The sequence below is a fragment of the Serratia sp. 2723 genome (genome assembly GCF_050434425.1).
In the GTDB taxonomy this organism is placed as follows: Bacteria; Pseudomonadota; Gammaproteobacteria; order Enterobacterales; family Enterobacteriaceae; genus Chania.
The window spans coordinates 98,061-115,629 of the sequence record NZ_JBNDIN010000015.1 but is presented as its reverse complement, the minus strand read 5'-3'; the positions used below and the strand labels follow the sequence as shown (position 1 = coordinate 115,629).

Annotated in this window: 13 protein-coding genes; 6 read left to right on the top strand and 7 right to left on the bottom strand. The window is 56.5% G+C overall.

Features of this window, described 5'->3' with window-relative positions:
• The first annotated feature begins 125 nt into the window (after positions 1-125).
• On the top strand, positions 126-1,238 hold the full coding sequence (gene macA / locus ABIE29_RS19910; protein ID WP_429620594.1) for a macrolide transporter subunit MacA: 1,113 nt from the start codon (positions 126-128) through the stop codon (positions 1,236-1,238).
• Positions 1,238-3,184 carry a macrolide ABC transporter ATP-binding protein/permease MacB gene (macB, locus tag ABIE29_RS19905; RefSeq protein WP_429620592.1) on the top strand — a complete coding sequence of 649 codons (1,947 nt, stop codon included), beginning with the start codon at positions 1,238-1,240 and terminating at the stop codon, positions 3,182-3,184. The genes macA and macB overlap by 1 nt, the downstream gene beginning before the upstream one ends.
• 76 nt (positions 3,185-3,260) lie before the next feature.
• On the opposite strand, the gene cspD is transcribed toward macB, so the two are convergent.
• Entirely contained in the window at positions 3,261-3,482 is a 222-nt protein-coding gene (cspD, locus tag ABIE29_RS19900) for a cold shock-like protein CspD (RefSeq protein WP_021804952.1), read from the bottom strand.
• A 344-nt stretch (positions 3,483-3,826) separates the two neighbouring features.
• Between cspD and clpS the strand changes: the two genes are divergently transcribed.
• Together clpS and clpA are read left to right on the top strand one after the other, a co-directional pair.
• The gene (clpS, locus tag ABIE29_RS19895; protein WP_021804950.1) at positions 3,827-4,147 is read left to right on the top strand and encodes an ATP-dependent Clp protease adapter ClpS; all 321 of its coding nucleotides are present in this window, start codon (positions 3,827-3,829) and stop codon (positions 4,145-4,147) included.
• A gap of 26 nt (positions 4,148-4,173) precedes the next feature.
• Positions 4,174-6,453: an ATP-dependent Clp protease ATP-binding subunit ClpA gene (clpA, locus tag ABIE29_RS19890; protein ID WP_024529873.1), complete on the top strand. Its 2,280-nt coding sequence runs from the start codon at positions 4,174-4,176 to the stop codon at positions 6,451-6,453.
• 244 nt (positions 6,454-6,697) lie between these two features.
• On the opposite strand, the gene infA is transcribed toward clpA, so the two are convergent.
• The 6 genes from infA to ABIE29_RS19860 all read right to left on the bottom strand — a co-directional run bounded on the left by infA (position 6,698) and on the right by ABIE29_RS19860 (position 13,103).
• Positions 6,698-6,916 (bottom strand): translation initiation factor IF-1, encoded by a 219-nt coding sequence (infA, locus tag ABIE29_RS19885; protein ID WP_002211347.1) that lies wholly within the window; start codon positions 6,914-6,916, stop codon positions 6,698-6,700.
• Between the two features lie 106 nt (positions 6,917-7,022).
• The gene (gene aat / locus ABIE29_RS19880) at positions 7,023-7,748 is read right to left on the bottom strand and encodes a leucyl/phenylalanyl-tRNA--protein transferase (protein WP_429620586.1); all 726 of its coding nucleotides are present in this window, start codon (positions 7,746-7,748) and stop codon (positions 7,023-7,025) included.
• A gap of 30 nt (positions 7,749-7,778) precedes the next feature.
• Positions 7,779-9,515, bottom strand: coding sequence for a heme ABC transporter ATP-binding protein/permease CydC (cydC, locus tag ABIE29_RS19875; protein ID WP_429620584.1), 1,737 nt, complete (start codon positions 9,513-9,515; stop codon positions 7,779-7,781).
• Positions 9,516-9,517: 2 nt separating this feature from the next.
• Positions 9,518-11,284: a heme ABC transporter permease/ATP-binding protein CydD gene (gene cydD, locus ABIE29_RS19870; protein WP_429620582.1), complete on the bottom strand. Its 1,767-nt coding sequence runs from the start codon at positions 11,282-11,284 to the stop codon at positions 9,518-9,520.
• Between the two features lie 373 nt (positions 11,285-11,657).
• The gene (gene trxB, locus ABIE29_RS19865; protein ID WP_429620579.1) at positions 11,658-12,629 is read right to left on the bottom strand and encodes a thioredoxin-disulfide reductase; all 972 of its coding nucleotides are present in this window, start codon (positions 12,627-12,629) and stop codon (positions 11,658-11,660) included.
• 351 nt (positions 12,630-12,980) lie between these two features.
• Complete coding sequence (locus tag ABIE29_RS19860; RefSeq protein WP_429620577.1) at positions 12,981-13,103, bottom strand: hypothetical protein; 123 nt, start codon at positions 13,101-13,103, stop codon at positions 12,981-12,983.
• 217 nt (positions 13,104-13,320) lie between these two features.
• On the opposite strand from ABIE29_RS19860, the gene lrp reads away from it, so the two are divergent.
• Together lrp and ABIE29_RS19850 are read left to right on the top strand one after the other, a co-directional pair.
• Entirely contained in the window at positions 13,321-13,815 is a 495-nt protein-coding gene (gene lrp, locus ABIE29_RS19855; RefSeq protein WP_021804943.1) for a leucine-responsive transcriptional regulator Lrp, read from the top strand.
• Positions 13,816-13,935: 120 nt separating this feature from the next.
• Positions 13,936-17,400, top strand: a complete 3,465-nt coding sequence (locus ABIE29_RS19850) for a DNA translocase FtsK 4TM domain-containing protein (protein WP_429620573.1) — start codon at positions 13,936-13,938, stop codon at positions 17,398-17,400.
• Positions 17,401-17,569 lie beyond the last annotated feature (169 nt).

The window sequence follows — 17,569 nt, the reverse complement described above, 5'->3', positions numbered from 1 at the left end:
CAAAATTGCATTGCTCGAAATACGTTGAGCCTGGGTTTAGTTATCGGAAATGCAACATGATAATTTACTTGAGTTGCCATGGTTGGCAGCCTGAGAACGACAGGAAATAGGTAGGAACAGAATTAATGTGGTTATTCAAAGGTAAAAAACGCGGGTTGCTGGTGTGCGCCGTTCTGGTGGTGCTTGCCATTGTGGCTTATTGGCGCTTTAGCCATCCGGCCCCGGTGGAGTTTAAAACCGTCAAGGTGGCTAAACGCGATCTGGAGCAAAGCGTATTGGCAACCGGCCAACTGGACGCGGTGCGTAAGGTTGATGTGGGGGCCCAGGTCAGCGGACAACTCGAGAGTCTGAAGGTTGAGATTGGCGATAAGGTGCAAAAAGGCCAACTGCTCGGCATTATCGATCCTCAGCAGGCGCAAAACAGCATTCGTGAAGGCGAAGCCACGCTACAAGAACTGCAAGCCCAGCTGCAACAGGCACTGGCGGAGCAGCAACTGGCGGCGGTGACCTTGCAGCGTAACCGCGAACTGGCCAAGGTGCAGGCGGTGTCGCGCCAGGATTTGGATAAGGCCAGCACCGAGCTGGCGGTAAAAAAAGCGCAGGTTGCAACCACCAGAGCGCAGATTGCCAAAAATCAGGCCAGCCTGGATACCGCCAAGATCAATCTGACCTATACCCGTATCGAAGCGCCGATGGACGGTGATGTGGTACAGATCACCACCTTGCAGGGTCAGACGGTGATCGCCGCGCAGCAAGCGCCCAACATTCTGACGTTGGCAGACATGAGCACCATGCTGGTGAAGGCCCAGGTTTCCGAGGCGGACGTGATCCACCTCAAGCCGGGGCTGAAAGCCTGGTTTACCGTACTCGGGGATCCGAGCAAACGTTTTGACGGCGTGCTGAAAGACATTCAGCCTACGCCAGAAAAGGTCAACAACGCCATTTTCTATTACGCACGTTTCGAAGTACCAAACCCACAGGGTTTGCTGCGTCTGCAAATGACCGCGCAGGTGCATATTCAGCTGGCTGGCGTCAGCGATGCGCTGGTGATCCCGCTGGCGGCATTGGGGGATCAGATCGCCGATAACCGTTACCACATTTCGGTGCTGAATCAGGGCAAGGAAGAGAAGCGGGAAGTCACGATCGGCATTCGCAACAATGTGGATGTGCAGATTGTCAGCGGATTGCAGGCCAGTGAAGAGGTTATCGTCAGCCGTGGCGGCGCGGAGGCCAGCTGATGACGGCACTGTTAGAACTGAGTGATATCCGGCGCAGCTACCTCTCCGGCGATCAGACCGTAGACGTGCTGAAAAACGTCAGTCTGCGCATTGATGCCGGTGAGATGGTGGCGATTATGGGGGCTTCCGGCTCCGGTAAATCGACGCTGATGAACATTCTTGGTTGCCTGGACAAGCCCAGCGCCGGAACTTACCGCGTAGCCGGGCAGGACGTGGCAACGCTGGATGGCGATGCGCTGGCCCAACTGCGGCGCGAGCATTTTGGCTTTATCTTCCAGCGTTATCATCTGCTACCCCATCTGAGTGCGGCGCATAACGTGGAGGTGCCTGCGGTTTATGCCGGGCTGGGCAAGGCTGCCCGGCGCGAAAGGGCGGCGGCCTTGCTGCAACGTCTGGGGCTGGGGGAACGTATCACCTACCGGCCAAGCCAGCTTTCGGGGGGGCAGCAGCAGCGTGTCAGTATTGCGCGGGCTTTGATGAACGGTGGCCAGGTGATCCTGGCGGATGAACCGACCGGTGCGCTCGACAGCCATTCTGGTGAAGAGGTGATGACGATCCTCAAGCAACTGCGCGAGCAGGGGCACACGGTGATTATTGTCACGCACGATCCGGCGGTAGCACAGCAGGCGGAGCGGATTATCGAGATCCGCGACGGGGAAATCATCGCCGACTCTCGGCCACAGGCGCAGGAAAACCCGCAGGCCAAGCTGCTGGATATGGCTACGCCAGCGCCTTCCTGGCAGCAGATGGCAGGGCGTTTCCGTGAGGCGTTGGTGATGGCTTGGCGCGCTATGGCGGCCAACAAGATGCGCACGGCGCTAACCATGCTGGGGATCATCATCGGCATTGCCTCGGTGGTCTCGATCCTGGTGATCGGCGACGCGGCCAAGCAGATGATCCTGGCAGACATCAAATCCATCGGCACCAATACCGTGGACGTCTATCCTGGCAAAGATTTTGGTGATGACGATCCCAGCTTCCGCCAGGCGTTGAAGTATGGCGATCTCAGCGCGTTGCGTGAGCAACCTTATGTCAGTGCGCTTTCGCCGAATATCAGCAGCAGCATGCGGCTGCGGTTTGGCAATATTGATGTGGCCGCCAACGTCGCAGGCGTCAGTGAACAATATTTTCGGGTTTACGGCATGGCGCTTTCCCAGGGGGTCGGTATCGATACCCTGCAGGTGCAATCCCAGGCACAGGTGGTGGTGATCGACGCCAATACCCAGCGGCGGCTGTTCCCGCATCAAAAAAACGTGGTGGGTGAGGTGATCCTGATCGGTAATATGCCAGCCACGGTGGTTGGTGTGGCGCAGGAAAAGCAGTCGATGTTCGGCAGCAGCAAGACGCTGAGCGTATGGGTGCCCTATAGCACGATGGCCAATCGCCTGATGGGCAACGATTATTTTGACTCGATCACCGTGCGTATCCGTGATGGCTACAACAGCCAGGAGGCGGAACAGCAGTTGACGCGGTTGCTGACGTTGCGCCACGGCAAGAAAGACTTCTTCACCTACAACATGGACAGCCTGGTGCAAACTGCGGAGAAAACCACCCGTACGCTGCAACTGTTTCTGACCCTGGTGGCGGTGATTTCGCTGGTGGTTGGTGGGATTGGGGTGATGAATATCATGCTGGTCTCGGTAACGGAAAGGACGCGAGAAATCGGCATTCGTATGGCGGTGGGGGCGCGCTCTGGCGATGTCCTGCAACAGTTCCTGATCGAGGCGGTGTTGGTGTGCCTGGTGGGGGGCGCATTGGGGATCGCGCTGTCGTTCGCGATTGGCCTGCTGGTGCAATTGGCGATGCCGGGCTGGCAGATCAGCTTCCCGCCGGTGGCCTTGCTGAGTGCGTTCTTGTGTTCCACCGGTATTGGCGTGGTGTTCGGCTATCTGCCAGCACGCAGCGCTGCACGGTTGAACCCGATTGACGCCCTGGCGCGTGAGTAACAATAAAAATAAAATGCCAGTCGTACGGCGGCTGGCATTTTGAATTGGCTGTGCAGAAGTGGCTGAAGGGGGGCGTTTAGGCCATTGCCTCGCTTTCCAGTGGCATGATCAGGCTCGCGTGGTTCCCTTTCGGCCCTTGATGCACGTCGAACCTGACCTGCTGGCCCGCTTTCAACGTTCGGTAGCCATCCATTTTAATTGTTGAATAATGCGCGAAGATATCTTCACCGCCGCCTTCCGGGCAGATAAAACCGAACCCTTTGGCGTTATTGAACCATTTAACAGTACCCGTCTCCATGTTGCTACATCCCTCGCAATGCTATTTTTAAGATGAGATGAATAACTGATCCAGGTGAGCACTCACTGGTCAAAAGACCAACAACTCACAAAATTACACTCTAGAGCAAATGATCAACACGTCAAGGGATCGGCCAATGAGCGCGTCGGGCAGTTCACCAAAGTTTGAAGTAGTTAACGCTATTGACATGGTTTGGTAACAAATTATGGCTGCGACAGGGGGGATTAATCGCGTTGTGCTGCGGCACGCTAACCGCGAAGATGGTAAAATAGTCTTGATAACCCCGTTTGAATAACCCGAACATGGCCCCATATACTGAGGCATGGCAGAGAAGATGAGCAGCGATGGGCAATAGCAACGATTGGCTAAATATTGAGCACTTGGCCGAAGAAAAACAAATCGATGCGGTAAAACCGCCGTCAATGTATAAAGTTATACTTAACAACGACGATTACACACCGATGGAATTTGTGATTGACGTTCTGCAAAAGTTCTTTTCTTATGATATTGAACGTGCAACGCAACTGATGCTCACGGTCCACTATCAAGGCAAGGCGATCTGCGGTGTTTTCACCGCCGAGGTCGCGGAAACCAAGGTGGTCCATGTGAACCGGTACGCAAGGGAGAATGAGCATCCGTTGCTCTGTACGCTGGAAAAAGCCTGAAAAGGCAATCTATTGGGGAGGTGCCTATGCTCAATCAAGAATTGGAACTCAGTCTCAACATGGCTTTCGCCAGAGCGCGCGAGCACAGACATGAGTTTATGACCGTGGAGCACCTGTTGCTGGCGTTACTCAGCAACCCTGCCGCGCGCGAAGCGCTCGAGGCTTGTACGGTGGATCTGGCCGCGTTACGTCAGGAGCTGGAAGCCTTTATCGAACAAACTACACCAACGCTGCCCACCAGCGAAGAGGAGCGCGACACCCAGCCGACGCTCAGCTTCCAGCGTGTGCTGCAGCGTGCGGTATTCCACGTGCAATCCTCCGGCCGGAGCGAAGTGAGCGGTGCCAACGTGTTGGTGGCGATCTTCAGCGAACAGGAGTCCCAGGCGGCATACCTGCTGCGTAAACACGACGTCAGCCGTCTGGACGTGGTGAACTTCATTTCACATGGTACACGTAAAGATGAGCCGGGCCAGGCACCTAATGCGGAAAACCCGGTAAACGAAGAGCAGCCTGGAGGGGAAGACCGTATGGAAAACTTCACCACCAACCTCAACCAACTGGCCCGTGTCGGCGGTATTGATCCGCTGATTGGCCGTGACCGTGAACTGGAGCGCGCCATTCAGGTGCTGTGCCGCCGCCGTAAAAACAACCCGCTGCTGGTGGGGGAATCCGGTGTAGGTAAAACCGCCATTGCCGAAGGGCTGGCCTGGCGGATCGTGCAGGGCGACGTGCCAGAGGTGATGGCAGACTGCACGCTCTACTCGCTGGATATTGGCTCATTGCTGGCGGGTACCAAATACCGTGGCGACTTCGAGAAACGCTTCAAAGCGCTGCTCAAACAGCTGGAGCAGGATAAAAACAGCATCCTGTTTATCGACGAAATTCACACCATCATCGGTGCCGGTGCGGCTTCCGGTGGGCAAGTGGATGCCGCCAATCTGATCAAACCGCTACTGTCGAGCGGCAAGATCCGGGTGATTGGCTCCACCACCTATCAGGAATTCAGCAATATTTTCGAAAAAGACCGTGCGTTGGCGCGTCGCTTCCAGAAAATAGACATTACCGAGCCGACGCCGGAAGAGACCATTCAGATCATCAACGGTCTGAAAACCAAGTACGAAGCGCACCATGACGTGCGTTACACCGCTAAAGCGGTACGTGCTGCGGTGGAGCTGTCGGTGAAATACATCAACGACCGTCATCTGCCGGACAAGGCGATCGATGTGATCGATGAGGCTGGTGCGCGTAGCCGGTTGCTGCCGGTGAACAAGCGTAAGAAAACGGTCAACGTGGCGGATATCGAATCCGTGGTTGCACGCATTGCGCGTATCCCGGAAAAAACCGTTTCCGCCAGCGATCGCGACGTGCTGAGAAGCCTGAGCGATCGCCTGAAAATGCTGGTGTTTGGCCAGGATCCGGCCATCGAGGCGCTGACCGAAGCGATCAAGATGAGCCGTGCCGGTCTGGGGCAGGATCGCAAGCCGGTGGGGTCCTTCCTGTTCGCCGGGCCGACCGGGGTGGGGAAAACCGAGGTTACCGTGCAGTTGGCGAAGGCGCTGGATATTGAGCTGCTGCGGTTTGATATGTCCGAATATATGGAACGTCATACCGTCAGCCGTCTGATTGGTGCGCCTCCGGGCTACGTCGGCTACGATCAGGGCGGCCTGCTGACCGATGCGGTGATCAAACATCCGCACGCGGTAGTATTGCTGGATGAAATCGAGAAGGCGCACCCGGACGTGTTCAACCTGCTGTTGCAGGTGATGGACAACGGAACGCTGACCGATAACAATGGCCGTAAAGCAGACTTCCGTAACGTGATCCTGGTGATGACCACCAACGCCGGGGTACGTGAAACGGAACGCAAATCGATTGGCCTGATCGAACAGGACAACAGCATCGACGCGATGGACGAGATCAAGAAGGTGTTTACGCCAGAATTCCGTAACCGTCTGGACAACGTCATCTGGTTCAACCACCTGTCTCCTGCGGTGATCCAGCAGGTGGTCGACAAGTTTATCGTCGAACTGCAGGCACAACTGGATGCCAAGGGCGTGTCGATGGAAGTGAGCGACGAAGCGCGTGACTGGCTGTCGGTGAAAGGCTATGACCGTGCGATGGGCGCTCGTCCAATGGCGCGTGTGATGCAGGAAAGCCTGAAAAAACCGCTGGCCAACGAACTGCTGTTTGGCTCTCTGGTTGACGGCGGCTCGGTGAAAGTCGAGCTGGACGCAGACAAGAAACAGCTGACTTACCACTTCCTCAGCGCCCAGAAGCGTAAAGCGGATGAAGGTGCGGTGCACTAAGCGGTAGGCTGGTAACGAAAAAGCGATGCCTTGGCATCGCTTTTTTTATACGTGAATTTCACGGACTACGAAATTGAACCAGGTCGGGGCGAATATGTTCGCCTCCAACAAAATGAGTGAGCCCTCTCAGTTTACCTGCGCCAACACAACTCGGTGGAGAACGTTGCTGCGGGGGTAAACGGAAAGGGCTCTTTTGAGGGATCACATCCTCGGTGTCGCCAGTGGCTGGCGACGGGTGAGCCGATTAACGGCTACGGAAGACAATGCGGCCTTTGCTCAGGTCGTACGGGGTCAGCTCTACAGTGACTTTGTCACCCGTCAGGATGCGGATATAGTTTTTGCGCATTTTACCGGAGATATGAGCGGTAACCACGTGCCCGTTTTCCAATTCAACACGGAACATGGTGTTCGGCAGCGTATCAAGAACGGTGCCCTGCATTTCAATATTGTCTTCTTTGGCCATCGAATCCTCTAGGTCTAACTACCTTAGTTTTTAACCGGCAAGATAATGCCGAAAAACCCACATTATGTAAAGGAGTGTCGGTGAACAATGCACCGATTCCACAAAATTAGTCAGTTTGGGAGGGCAGTTCAACCAGCTGTGGGGGTATGACTTGCGCTGTCCAGCATTCCGGCGCTAACACCCTGCGCTGAAGGTTGCTCAACTGCTGCAAAAATTGGCGGCGGGGAATTTCTCTCGCTCCAAGCCGGGCAGTGTGAGCGTTAAGCACCTGACAGTCAACCAATTCTCCACCATAACCGGCAAAATGGCGGCAAAACGCCCATAAAGCACACTTTGAAGCGTTGGTGGTGCGGCTGAACATCGATTCTCCGCAGAACAGAGCTCCCTGGGCGACACCATACAGGCCGCCGACCAGCTCTTCCCCCTGCCATACTTCAATGGAATGGGCGTGCCCGAGGTGATGCAGTTGTAAATAGGCTTGCTGCACCTGCTCGCCGATCCAGGTGCCTTCATCGGGGCGGTATGAGCAGGCGGCGATCACGGCGGCAAAATCATGATTAAGGGTAATGCGGAACGGCGGGTTGCGCAGGAATCGCTTGAGGCTGCGGCTGGCATGGAATTGCGCTGGGAACAGCACCGCCCGTGGGTCCGGTGACCACCAGAGGATGGCTTCCCCGGGCGAATACCAGGGGAAGATCCCGCGCTCATAGGCTGCCAGCAGCCGCGCAGGCGTCAGGTCACCGCCAATGGCCAGCAAACCGTTAGGATCGCGCAGGGCGGCCTCAGGTGAAGGAAACGCCACGGATTGCGATGACAGCTTAACAATGCGCATAAAACCTCTCAGCATCGCCCACGGGCGGTTTTACAGCGATAGATTACTGATACGTTGGCGGAATTGGGCGTAACGGCCAGGCTGGCGCATCAGTGCTGCGTGGCTGCCCTGTTCCACGATACTGCCGCCGTCCATCACGCAGATGCGATCGAAATGTTCCAGCCCATAGAGTCTGTGAGTCACCAGAATCAACGTTTTGCCCCGGCAATGCTGGCGGAGCAGGGCCAGGATCTGTTGCTCGGTTTCGGCATCCAGCCCTTCGGTTGGCTCATCCAGCAACAGTAACGGTGCCTGATGCAGCAGGGCGCGGGCAATGCCCAGACGGCGTTGCTCACCACCGGAAAGCTGGCGGCCACCTTCACCCAGCCAGGCATTCAGCCCCTCGTTTTCCAGCAGCTTATCCAGGCCGACTTGTTGCAGTGCGAGGTTTAACGCCTCATCGTTGGCCGCAGGTGCGGCGATACGCAGGTTTTCACGCAGGGTACTGCTGAAGATATGCACCCGTTGGCCCACTACCGTAGTCATGGCGCGCAGCGTAGATTCATCATAGCTGGCCAGTGGTTGCTCGTTGAGCAGGATTTGGCCAGCGTCGGCATTCCAGGCGCGGGTCAGCAATTGCAGCAGGGTCGATTTACCACAGCCGGTACGGCCCAACAGCGCGATATGCTCTCCAGCGGCGATGTTCAACGTCACGTTGTTCAACACCGGTAGCGGCTGGTCGGGATAGGTGAAGGATACCTCGCTCAACTGTAGCGCTGCGCCCGGCTGTGAGGCTGGACCGCTGGCAGGGAAGGTGACTTCTGGTTGCTGATCGATGATCTGCTTGACCCGGGTTGCCGAAGCGATTACCTGGCCCAGATGTTGGAACGCGGCGGCGACGGGCATCATGGCTTCAAAAGAGGCCAGGGCGGCAAAGGCAAACAGGGCAATCAGGGCCCCGGGTTGGGTATCGCCACCGATCCCCGCAGCGGCAAGCCACATCAATAGCGTGACGGTGAGGCCACTTGCCAGGATCATCAGCGCCTGGGCGATCCCCCCTAGCGAAGCCTGTTGCCACTGACGGCTCTGCCAGTGCTGTTCGGTTACATTGAGCTTCTGCCGGAAACCGTCCAGCGCGCCAAACACCACCAGTTCGGCCTGCCCCTGCAGCCAGGCGGTCAGGTCGGTACGGTACTGGCTGCGTAACAGGGTCAACGCTTCCCCGATGGGCTTACCTGCGCGATAGAAGACTGGCGGAACGGCCAGCAGCAGCAATAACAAAATTCCGCCTAGCGTCAGGGCTAACGGAACATCCAGCCAACTGAGGCCGAAGGTGGCTACCATAATCACCACCGCAGCGCTGACCATCGGCGAAATAACGCGCAGGTAGAGGTGATCGAGCGTATCGACGTCGGCAACCAGGCGGTTGAGCAGCTCGGCCTGACGGAAGCGGGCAATACCACCTGGTGACAGCGGCAGGATCTTGCGGAAGGTAAATACCCGCAGATGGGACAACACGCGGAAGGTGGCGTCATGGCTGACGACCCGTTCTGCATAACGCCCGGCGGTACGGAAGATTGCCGCGCCCCGTACGCCAGCGGCCGGTAGCATGTAGTTGAAGGTATACAACCCCGCCAGCCCGGCCAGCGAAGAGGCAGCCAGGAACCAGCCGGACAGCGCCAGCAGGCCGATACTGGCCAGCAGGGTGACGATAGCCAGCACAATACCCAGTAAAATCAGAAACGTGTGGCGGCGATACAACGCCAGGAATGGCAGCAAAACGCGCATGATTATAGCTCCCCGCTGCGGTGTGCAATCAGTTTGGCAAACAGACCGGGCTGGGTGCTGAGCGTGGCATAGTTGCCCTGCTGCACGATTTTGCCGCTGTCCATCACCCAAATCTGGTCATAATCTTCAGTATCTTCCAACTGGTGTGTGACCAACAGCGTGGTTTGCTGATGGGATGCGGCATTCAGCGCCTGCATCACCCAACGTTCGCTGTGGGCGTCCAGGCTGGCCGCAGGTTCATCCAGTAACAGCAAGCGACGGGGGCTGAGCAGCGCTCGCGCTACGGCCACACGCTGAGCTTGCCCAACGGAAAGGCGGGCAGCGCCATCGCCCAGATCGGTTGCCAACCCCTTTGGCAAATGCGGCAGGAATTCACTGACGTAAGCCTGTTCGACGGCCTGCTGCAATTGGGCCTCGCTGGCCTGCGGGTAGCCGAGCAAAATATTGTCCCGCAACGTTTGGGCTGGCAGATGGGGGTTTTGCCCCACCCAGCCCAGTTGCTGACGCCAGTTGACCGCAGCCAGCTCGCGCAGTTCGATGCCGTTGATCAGCAACGAGCCCCGATAGGGCAGAAAGCCCAGCAGCAGATTCAACAACGAACTCTTCCCGGCACCGCTAAGCCCGACCAAGGCAATGCGCTGGTTGGCAGGCAAGGTAAAATCAAGCGGCCCCGCAAGCACTACGCCATTCGGCGAGAGGATTTCCAACTGCTGAGCCTGCAAGGTCAGTGGTTCTTCGCTATTAAGCATTTGGGTGCCATTGCCAACCAGTTCACCCTCGGCAGCCAGGAAGGTTTCCAGCGCTTCGGCGGCGCCTACCGCTTGGGCTTTGGCATGGTAAAAGGCACCCAGATCGCGCAGCGGTTGGAAAAACTCCGGTGCCAGGATCAGCACCAGAAAACCGGCAAACAGCGTTACGCCAGTGCCGTAGCTGCCAAAGTCCAGTTCACCGAGGTAGGAGAAGCCAAAATAAACCGCCACCACGGCGATGGAAATCGAGGCGAAAAATTCCAGCACGGCGGAAGAGAGGAAGGCCAGGCGCAGCACTTCCATGGTGCGCTGGCGGAAATCCTCCGAGGATTTGGCAATGTGATCGGTTTCCGCCTGGCCGCGATTAAACAGGCGCAGGGTATCCAGGCCGCGCAGGCGATCGAGGAAATTGCCGCTGAGCCGTGCCAGCGCGACAAAGTTACGGCGGTTGGCATCGGCTGCCCCCATACCGACCAGCGCCATAAACAGCGGGATCAGCGGGGCGGTCGCCAACAGGATAAATCCGGCCGCCCAGTTGATCGGGAAGACGGTGATCAGGATCAGCACCGGGATAAACACGGCCAGATACATTTGTGGCAGATAGCGGGAATAGTAATCCTGCATGTCCTCGATCTGCTCAACGATGATGCTGGCCCAGCTCCCGGCGGGCTTGCCCTGGATCCAGGCGGGGCCAAGCTGTTGCAGCTTATCCATTACCTGTGCACGCATACGCTGGCGAATAACCTGCCCGCAGATGAAGCCGACCCGTTCGCGCAACCAGCTCAGGAAGGCGCGCAAGGCAAAGGTGGCGGCCAACCCGATAAACGACGAAACCAGTTCGCCACGGGGTTGATGCTCAATAATCAGCGCATGGAGCAGGGAGGCCAACAGCCAGGCCTGAGCGACGATCAAAATGCCGCTTGCCAGACCTAACAGCATGGATAAACGCAGCCAACGCTGCGCCAACGTACTCTGTGTTTTGAGCCAACGGGTTAACTGGTGCTGTCTGGTTTTTTTCATCAGGTGTCTGCGTCGCCGATGCCTGTTGTAGCAGGCGTGGTTAACGTACTGTTAAAAAAGTGTTTGTCTCAGCGGGAAATAAGACAAGTGAACGCTAATGTTACCTCGTCACTCGGTAGACGTGAAATAAATATGAGACTGATGGCAAAGTGGCAACGTTGTTGAATTGGTAGGAATCGCACATGTTCGACCGCAGGGGCGCCGCATGCTGCGCCCGCCTGGCACTGTAGCTAAGTAGTGAACCGGATGAGGAATATCTGCGGTTCCAAATTCCTTTCAAAATTCAGGCCATAGTGACGTTTTCGGTACAGGCTGGGCTGGAAATAAATAAAGCGGCCACTTGGCCGCCTCGGAAACGTTTGTCGCTGAAGAGTTATTTGACTTCGGCCTGCGCGATACCGTCGAGATAGCGTTCGGCATCCAGTGCGGCCATACAGCCCGTTCCGGCTGAAGTGATTGCCTGGCGGTAAATGTGATCCATGACGTCGCCTGCGGCAAATACACCGGGAATGGAGGTCTGGGTCGCGTTACCGTGAATACCGGACTGCACCTTGATATAGCCGTTTTCCAGCTCAAGCTGCCCGCCAAAGATCGCGGTGTTCGGGCTGTGACCGATCGCGATAAATACGCCGGCAAGCTCTAACTCTTTGGTTTGCTCTGCATCTTTGGTGCTGCGTAACCGCATCCCGGTGACGCCCATCTGATCGCCCAACACTTCGTCCAGCGTGCTGTCCGTATGCAGGATGATGTTGCCGTTCTTCACTTTTTCCATCAGGCGATTGATCAGGATCTTTTCGCTGCGGAAAGTGTCGCGGCGGTGCACCAGGTGAACTTCAGAGGCGATATTCGACAGATACAGCGCTTCTTCCACGGCGGTGTTGCCCCCACCGACCACGGCGACCTTCTGGTTGCGATAGAAGAAACCATCGCAGGTGGCACAGGCAGAGACCCCTTTGCCCTTGAAAGCCTCTTCCGATGGCAGACCTAAATAACGGGCCGATGCCCCAGTAGCGATAATCAAGGCATCGCAGGTATATTCACCGCTGTCACCAAACAGGCGGAAAGGACGGTTCTGCAGATCGACGCTGTTGATATGGTCAAACACGATCTGGGTGTCGAATTTTTCCGCGTGCTCACGCATCCGCTCCATCAGCGCCGGGCCGGTCAAGCCTTCGGCATCGCCTGGCCAGTTCTCGACTTCGGTGGTGGTGGTCAACTGACCGCCTTGCTCCATACCGGTGATCAATACCGGGTTCAGGTTCGCGCGCGCAGCATAAACCGCTGCGGTGTAGCCAGCCGGGCCAGAGCCCAGGATCAATAATTTGCTATGTTTAGCCGTGCCCATGAATAACCTCGTTTACCACAATGGCGGACAATGAAACCGATTGTAGGGAAAATGCGGCAGTAAAAAAAGCGCCAGGAGATGTTGTTACCGATTTGTTTGATAACCCGCGCCTATTAGCCGATATTTTATCCTTGGGCAGGGCGGGGTAATGGCAGCGATAATTTTGTACAGCAATGGGTCAAAAATGCGGTTTTTGTCGGGTTTATGTGGATAACTACCCGGTTTTGAATAAGGAAATTCTTGATAAAAAATCAGGTGCTCAGTTTTACTGGCGGTACGTTCTACTGATTTTACTTCTTTTGCTTTGACAATCCGCTGCGCATTTGCGAAAACATCATAGTGAAGAAGAAATTAACCCCGTGCCAGCAGCAAATCGTAGGCATTTTCGCCACCCAGGTAGAATATTGCCGGGGCGCGATGGGTGAGGGAGGGTTTGCCCTGGCGGCGGTTGATGGATTTCTGAACGTAAATCATTTGAATTCGTTGCCCGGAGGTGACAGACGGGCTGGGCAACGACGGAAGATGGTAGGAACGAGAAGCACAAGGGCGGTTGATATTACGTATCTTGTTCCCCTTGGGGGAATGAACCGCTGAACACAGGCATCGGGTCTTCGCTTGGAACCAATCCTTGCACATTGACGTTGGCTAGGGTGTGGCAAGTGCAGGGAAGAACATAAGAGAGACAATAATAATGGTAGATACTAAAAAACGCCCGGGTAAAGATCTTGACCGTATCGATCGCAACATCCTTAATGAGTTGCAGAAGGATGGGCGCATTTCGAACGTCGAACTTTCGAAGCGCGTGGGGTTATCCCCAACCCCTTGTTTGGAGCGTGTGCGCCGTCTTGAGCGTCAAGGCTTTATTCATGGGTATACCGCATTGCTTAACCCGCATTATCTGGATGCTTCCCTGCTGGTCTTCGTGGAAATCACGTTGAACCGCGGTGCGCCGGATGTGTTTGAGCAATTCAACTCTGCGGTGCAAAAGCTTGAAGAAATTCAGGAGTGTCATCTGGTTTCCGGTGATTTCGACTATCTGTTGAAAACCCGTGTGCCGGATATGTCAGCTTACCGTAAGCTGTTGGGCGAAACTCTGTTGCGTTTACCGGGGGTGAATGACACCCGTACTTACGTCGTGATGGAAGAAGTCAAACAGAGTAACCGTCTGGTTATCAAAACACGGTAAGGTGCAGGTGCAAAACCTGATTAAATTCGTTACACTCCTGTTTATTCATACAGTTTTGGCGCCGGGGAAACTTCTCGGCGCCGTTACTCTATCCGTCAACAGGAACCTGGAGTGCCTTTCTTGAGCCAGGAATACACAGAAGATAAAGAAGTTACCCTGAAAAAACTCAGCAGTGGGCGGCGTTTGCTCGAGGCTGTGTTGATCGTGGTGGCCATTTTTGCCGTTTACCTCATGGCTGCGTTGGTCAGTTTCAATCCTTCCGATCCTAGTTGGTCGCAAACTGCCTGGCATGAGCCTATCCACAATCTGGGCGGCGGAGTAGGCGCATGGTTGGCCGACACGTTGTTCTTCACCTTTGGGGTCCTTGCCTATGCGATCCCGCCGATTATGCTGGTGTTGTGTCTGTCGGGTTACCGTCAGCGCGATAACGGCGACTACGTCGATTTCTTTGGGCTCTCGTTACGTTTGATCGGCACATTGGCGCTGGTGCTTACCTCGTGTGGCCTGGCGGCGTTGAACGTTGACGATCTCTATTACTTCGCTTCCGGCGGGGTGATTGGCAGCCTGCTAAGCAATGCCATGTTGCCGTGGTTTAACGGCATTGGCGCCACCTTGGCGCTGCTCGGCATTTGGGCAGTGGGGCTGACGCTGTTCACCGGTTGGTCATGGCTGGTCATTGCGGAAAAAATTGGTGGTGTAGTGCTGGGCGCAGCTACCTTTATGACTAACCGTTCACGCCGTGAAGACCGCTATCACGACGATGACGATGTCGTGTTCGATGAGCACGAGGAAAGCGGCCAACATGTGGCACCTGCTGCTATGGCAGTAGATGAGGACGATGCGTTGTTCTCTGCCTCTTCCGTGACCGAAACCGCCGAAGAAGAAGCGCAAGATGCCGCAGATCCTTTATTGAGTGGGTTGCGTGCCAGCGATGATGACCTTCCGCTTGCCGAGCCAGCGCCGGTCGTTAGCGATATCCCGGCAATGCCGAAAGCGGCCGTTCAGGCTCCGGTCACCGTGGCCCCGACAGCGCCTGCTTCTATCAATCAGCATCCATTAACCCCTGCGCAGCCACAAGACACGCCACCGCTGTATTCGTTTGAACTGCCTGAAGAGACACCGGCACCGAGAACGACGCGCGTAGCGGAGCCTTATCGTGAGGAACATGAGCCGCGCCTGGGTGACTGGCAGACCCCTGTGACGCCAAAACCAGAGCCGTCACCGTTTGATTTCTCTGCGGCCCAGCGGGATAGCGACGATGTCATTGGCTCAACGGGTTTCAGCGCCAGAGAGGTCGTGAAGCCAGCGGTAGCCGCTGCGACCGCCGGCGTGGTTAACAACACCTTCATGCCTGCGTTTACTGCCACCAGCGATGCGAGTTCGCAGGTCAAGCAGGGCATCGGTCCGGAACTGCCACGGCCAAATCCGGTGCGTATTCCAACTCGGCGTGAGCTGGCTTCCTACGGCATCAAGCTGCCTTCGCAGCGTATTGCGGAACAGGAGCAGCGTAACCGTGGGGATGAGCCTCAGCCAGAACCGGTCAGCAATCCGCAGGAAGAAGATGAAGCCTTGCAAGAGGCCGCATTGCGTCAAGCTTTTGCCGAACAGCAAAGCCAGCGCTATGGCGAAGAGTATCAACAAGAAGAATATCAACAGGATGACGAAGATGCGCAGCGTGAGGCCGAACTCGGTCAGGCATTTGCCGCGCAGCAACAGGCACGCTATGGCGTAGAACAACCGCAGCCTGAACCAGAACCGGCTCCGGTGACTCGTCCGGTGGATACTCGCCAGGCCTACAGTTTCTCACCGATGGCAGATCTGGTGGATGACGGCCCAACCGAGCCGCTGTTTACCCTGTCGCCACAGCTTGAGGATAGCATCGAACAGGAAAGCGAGTTGGAAGACGATGTGCCGTTCGGGCAGTTTGAGCCTGAGGTGCCCGCTTATCAGGCACCGCGTCCACAAACTCCCCCTGCGCCGGGTTACCAGCCGCAACAGACTTATCAGCCACCCGTTCAGCAGCAACCGCCCGCGCCAGCGATGGACAGCCTGATCCATCCATTCCTGATGCGCAATGATATGCCGCTGCAGAAACCGACTACGCCACTGCCAACGCTGGATCTGTTGACCGAGGCCCCGAAAGAGGTCGAACCGGTCGATACCTTTGCGCTGGAACAGAAAGCGCGGCTGGTGGAAGCCAGCCTGGCGGATTATCGCGTCAAGGCTGACGTGGTCGATATTCTGCCTGGCCCGGTCATTACCCGTTTCGAACTGGATTTGGCTCCCGGCGTCAAGGCTGCGCGTATCTCCAACCTGTCGCGCGATCTGGCTCGTTCGCTGTCAACTTCCGCCGTGCGTGTGGTGGAGGTGATCCCGGGTAAACCTTACGTCGGGCTGGAACTGCCGAACGTCAAACGGCAAACCGTGTATCTGCGCGAAGTGCTGGATTGCCCCGCCTTCCGTGACAATCCATCGCCTCTGGCGATCGTATTGGGTAAAGATATCGCGGGCCAACCGGTGGTCGCCGATCTGGGTAAAATGCCGCATCTGCTGGTGGCCGGTACTACCGGTTCCGGTAAATCGGTAGGGGTCAACGCCATGATCCTCAGCATCCTGTATAAGGCCACGCCGAAAGAAGTGCGCTTTATCATGATCGACCCGAAAATGCTGGAACTGTCGGTCTATGAAGGTATTCCGCATCTGCTGACCGACGTGGTTACCGATATGAAAGACGCCGCCAATGCATTGCGTTGGTGCGTGGCCGAGATGGAGCGCCGCTATAAGCTGATGTCTGCCCTGGGGGTTCGTAACCTGGCGGGCTACAACGAGCGGGTCGATCAGGCCGAGGCGATGGGGCGGCCAATCCCGGATCCGTTCTGGAAGCCAAGCGACAGCATGGATATCACGCCGCCGGTGTTGGAAAAAGAGCCGTACATCGTGGTGATGGTGGATGAATTTGCCGATCTGATCATGACGGTGGGCAAAAAGGTTGAAGAGCTGATCGCTCGCCTGGCACAGAAAGCGCGTGCTGCGGGGATCCACCTGGTGCTGGCAACCCAGCGTCCTTCGGTGGACGTGATCACCGGTTTGATCAAGGCCAACATCCCGACGCGTATCGCCTTTACCGTATCGAGCAAGATCGACTCCCGCACCATTCTCGATCAGGGCGGAGCGGAATCCTTGCTGGGGATGGGCGACATGCTGTATCTGGCACCGAACTCTTCGATACCGGTGCGTGTGCACGGGGCGTTTGTCCGCGATCAGGAAGTTCATGCCGTGGTCAAAGACTGGAAAGCGCGTGAGCGGCCACAGTATAAAGAGGGCATTCTCAGCGCCGGTGAAGACGGTGAGGGTGGTGCAGGTGGTGGTCTGGACGGTGACGAAGAGCTGGATCCGCTATTCGATCAGGCAGTCGAGTTTGTGGTGGATAAACGCCGCGCTTCGATTTCCGGCGTACAGCGCCAGTTCCGCATCGGCTACAACCGGGCCGCGCGTATCATCGAGCAGATGGAAGCGCAGGGCATTGTCAGCGAGCAGGGGCATAACGGTAACCGTGAGGTGCTGGCCCCGCCACGGCATGACTGATTGCCATCAGGCGCTGTAACCATAATAAAAGGGCCGCTTTGCGGCCCTTGTGCAAAGAAGCGTAAACCCCTGCTTTATCGGAATAGTGCTCTGGCTGTTGGCCGAGTGCTTCGGGTAGAGTGGAGGTGTTCAGGGTTATATTGACCCAGTTTGCGGTAAACGCATTTCA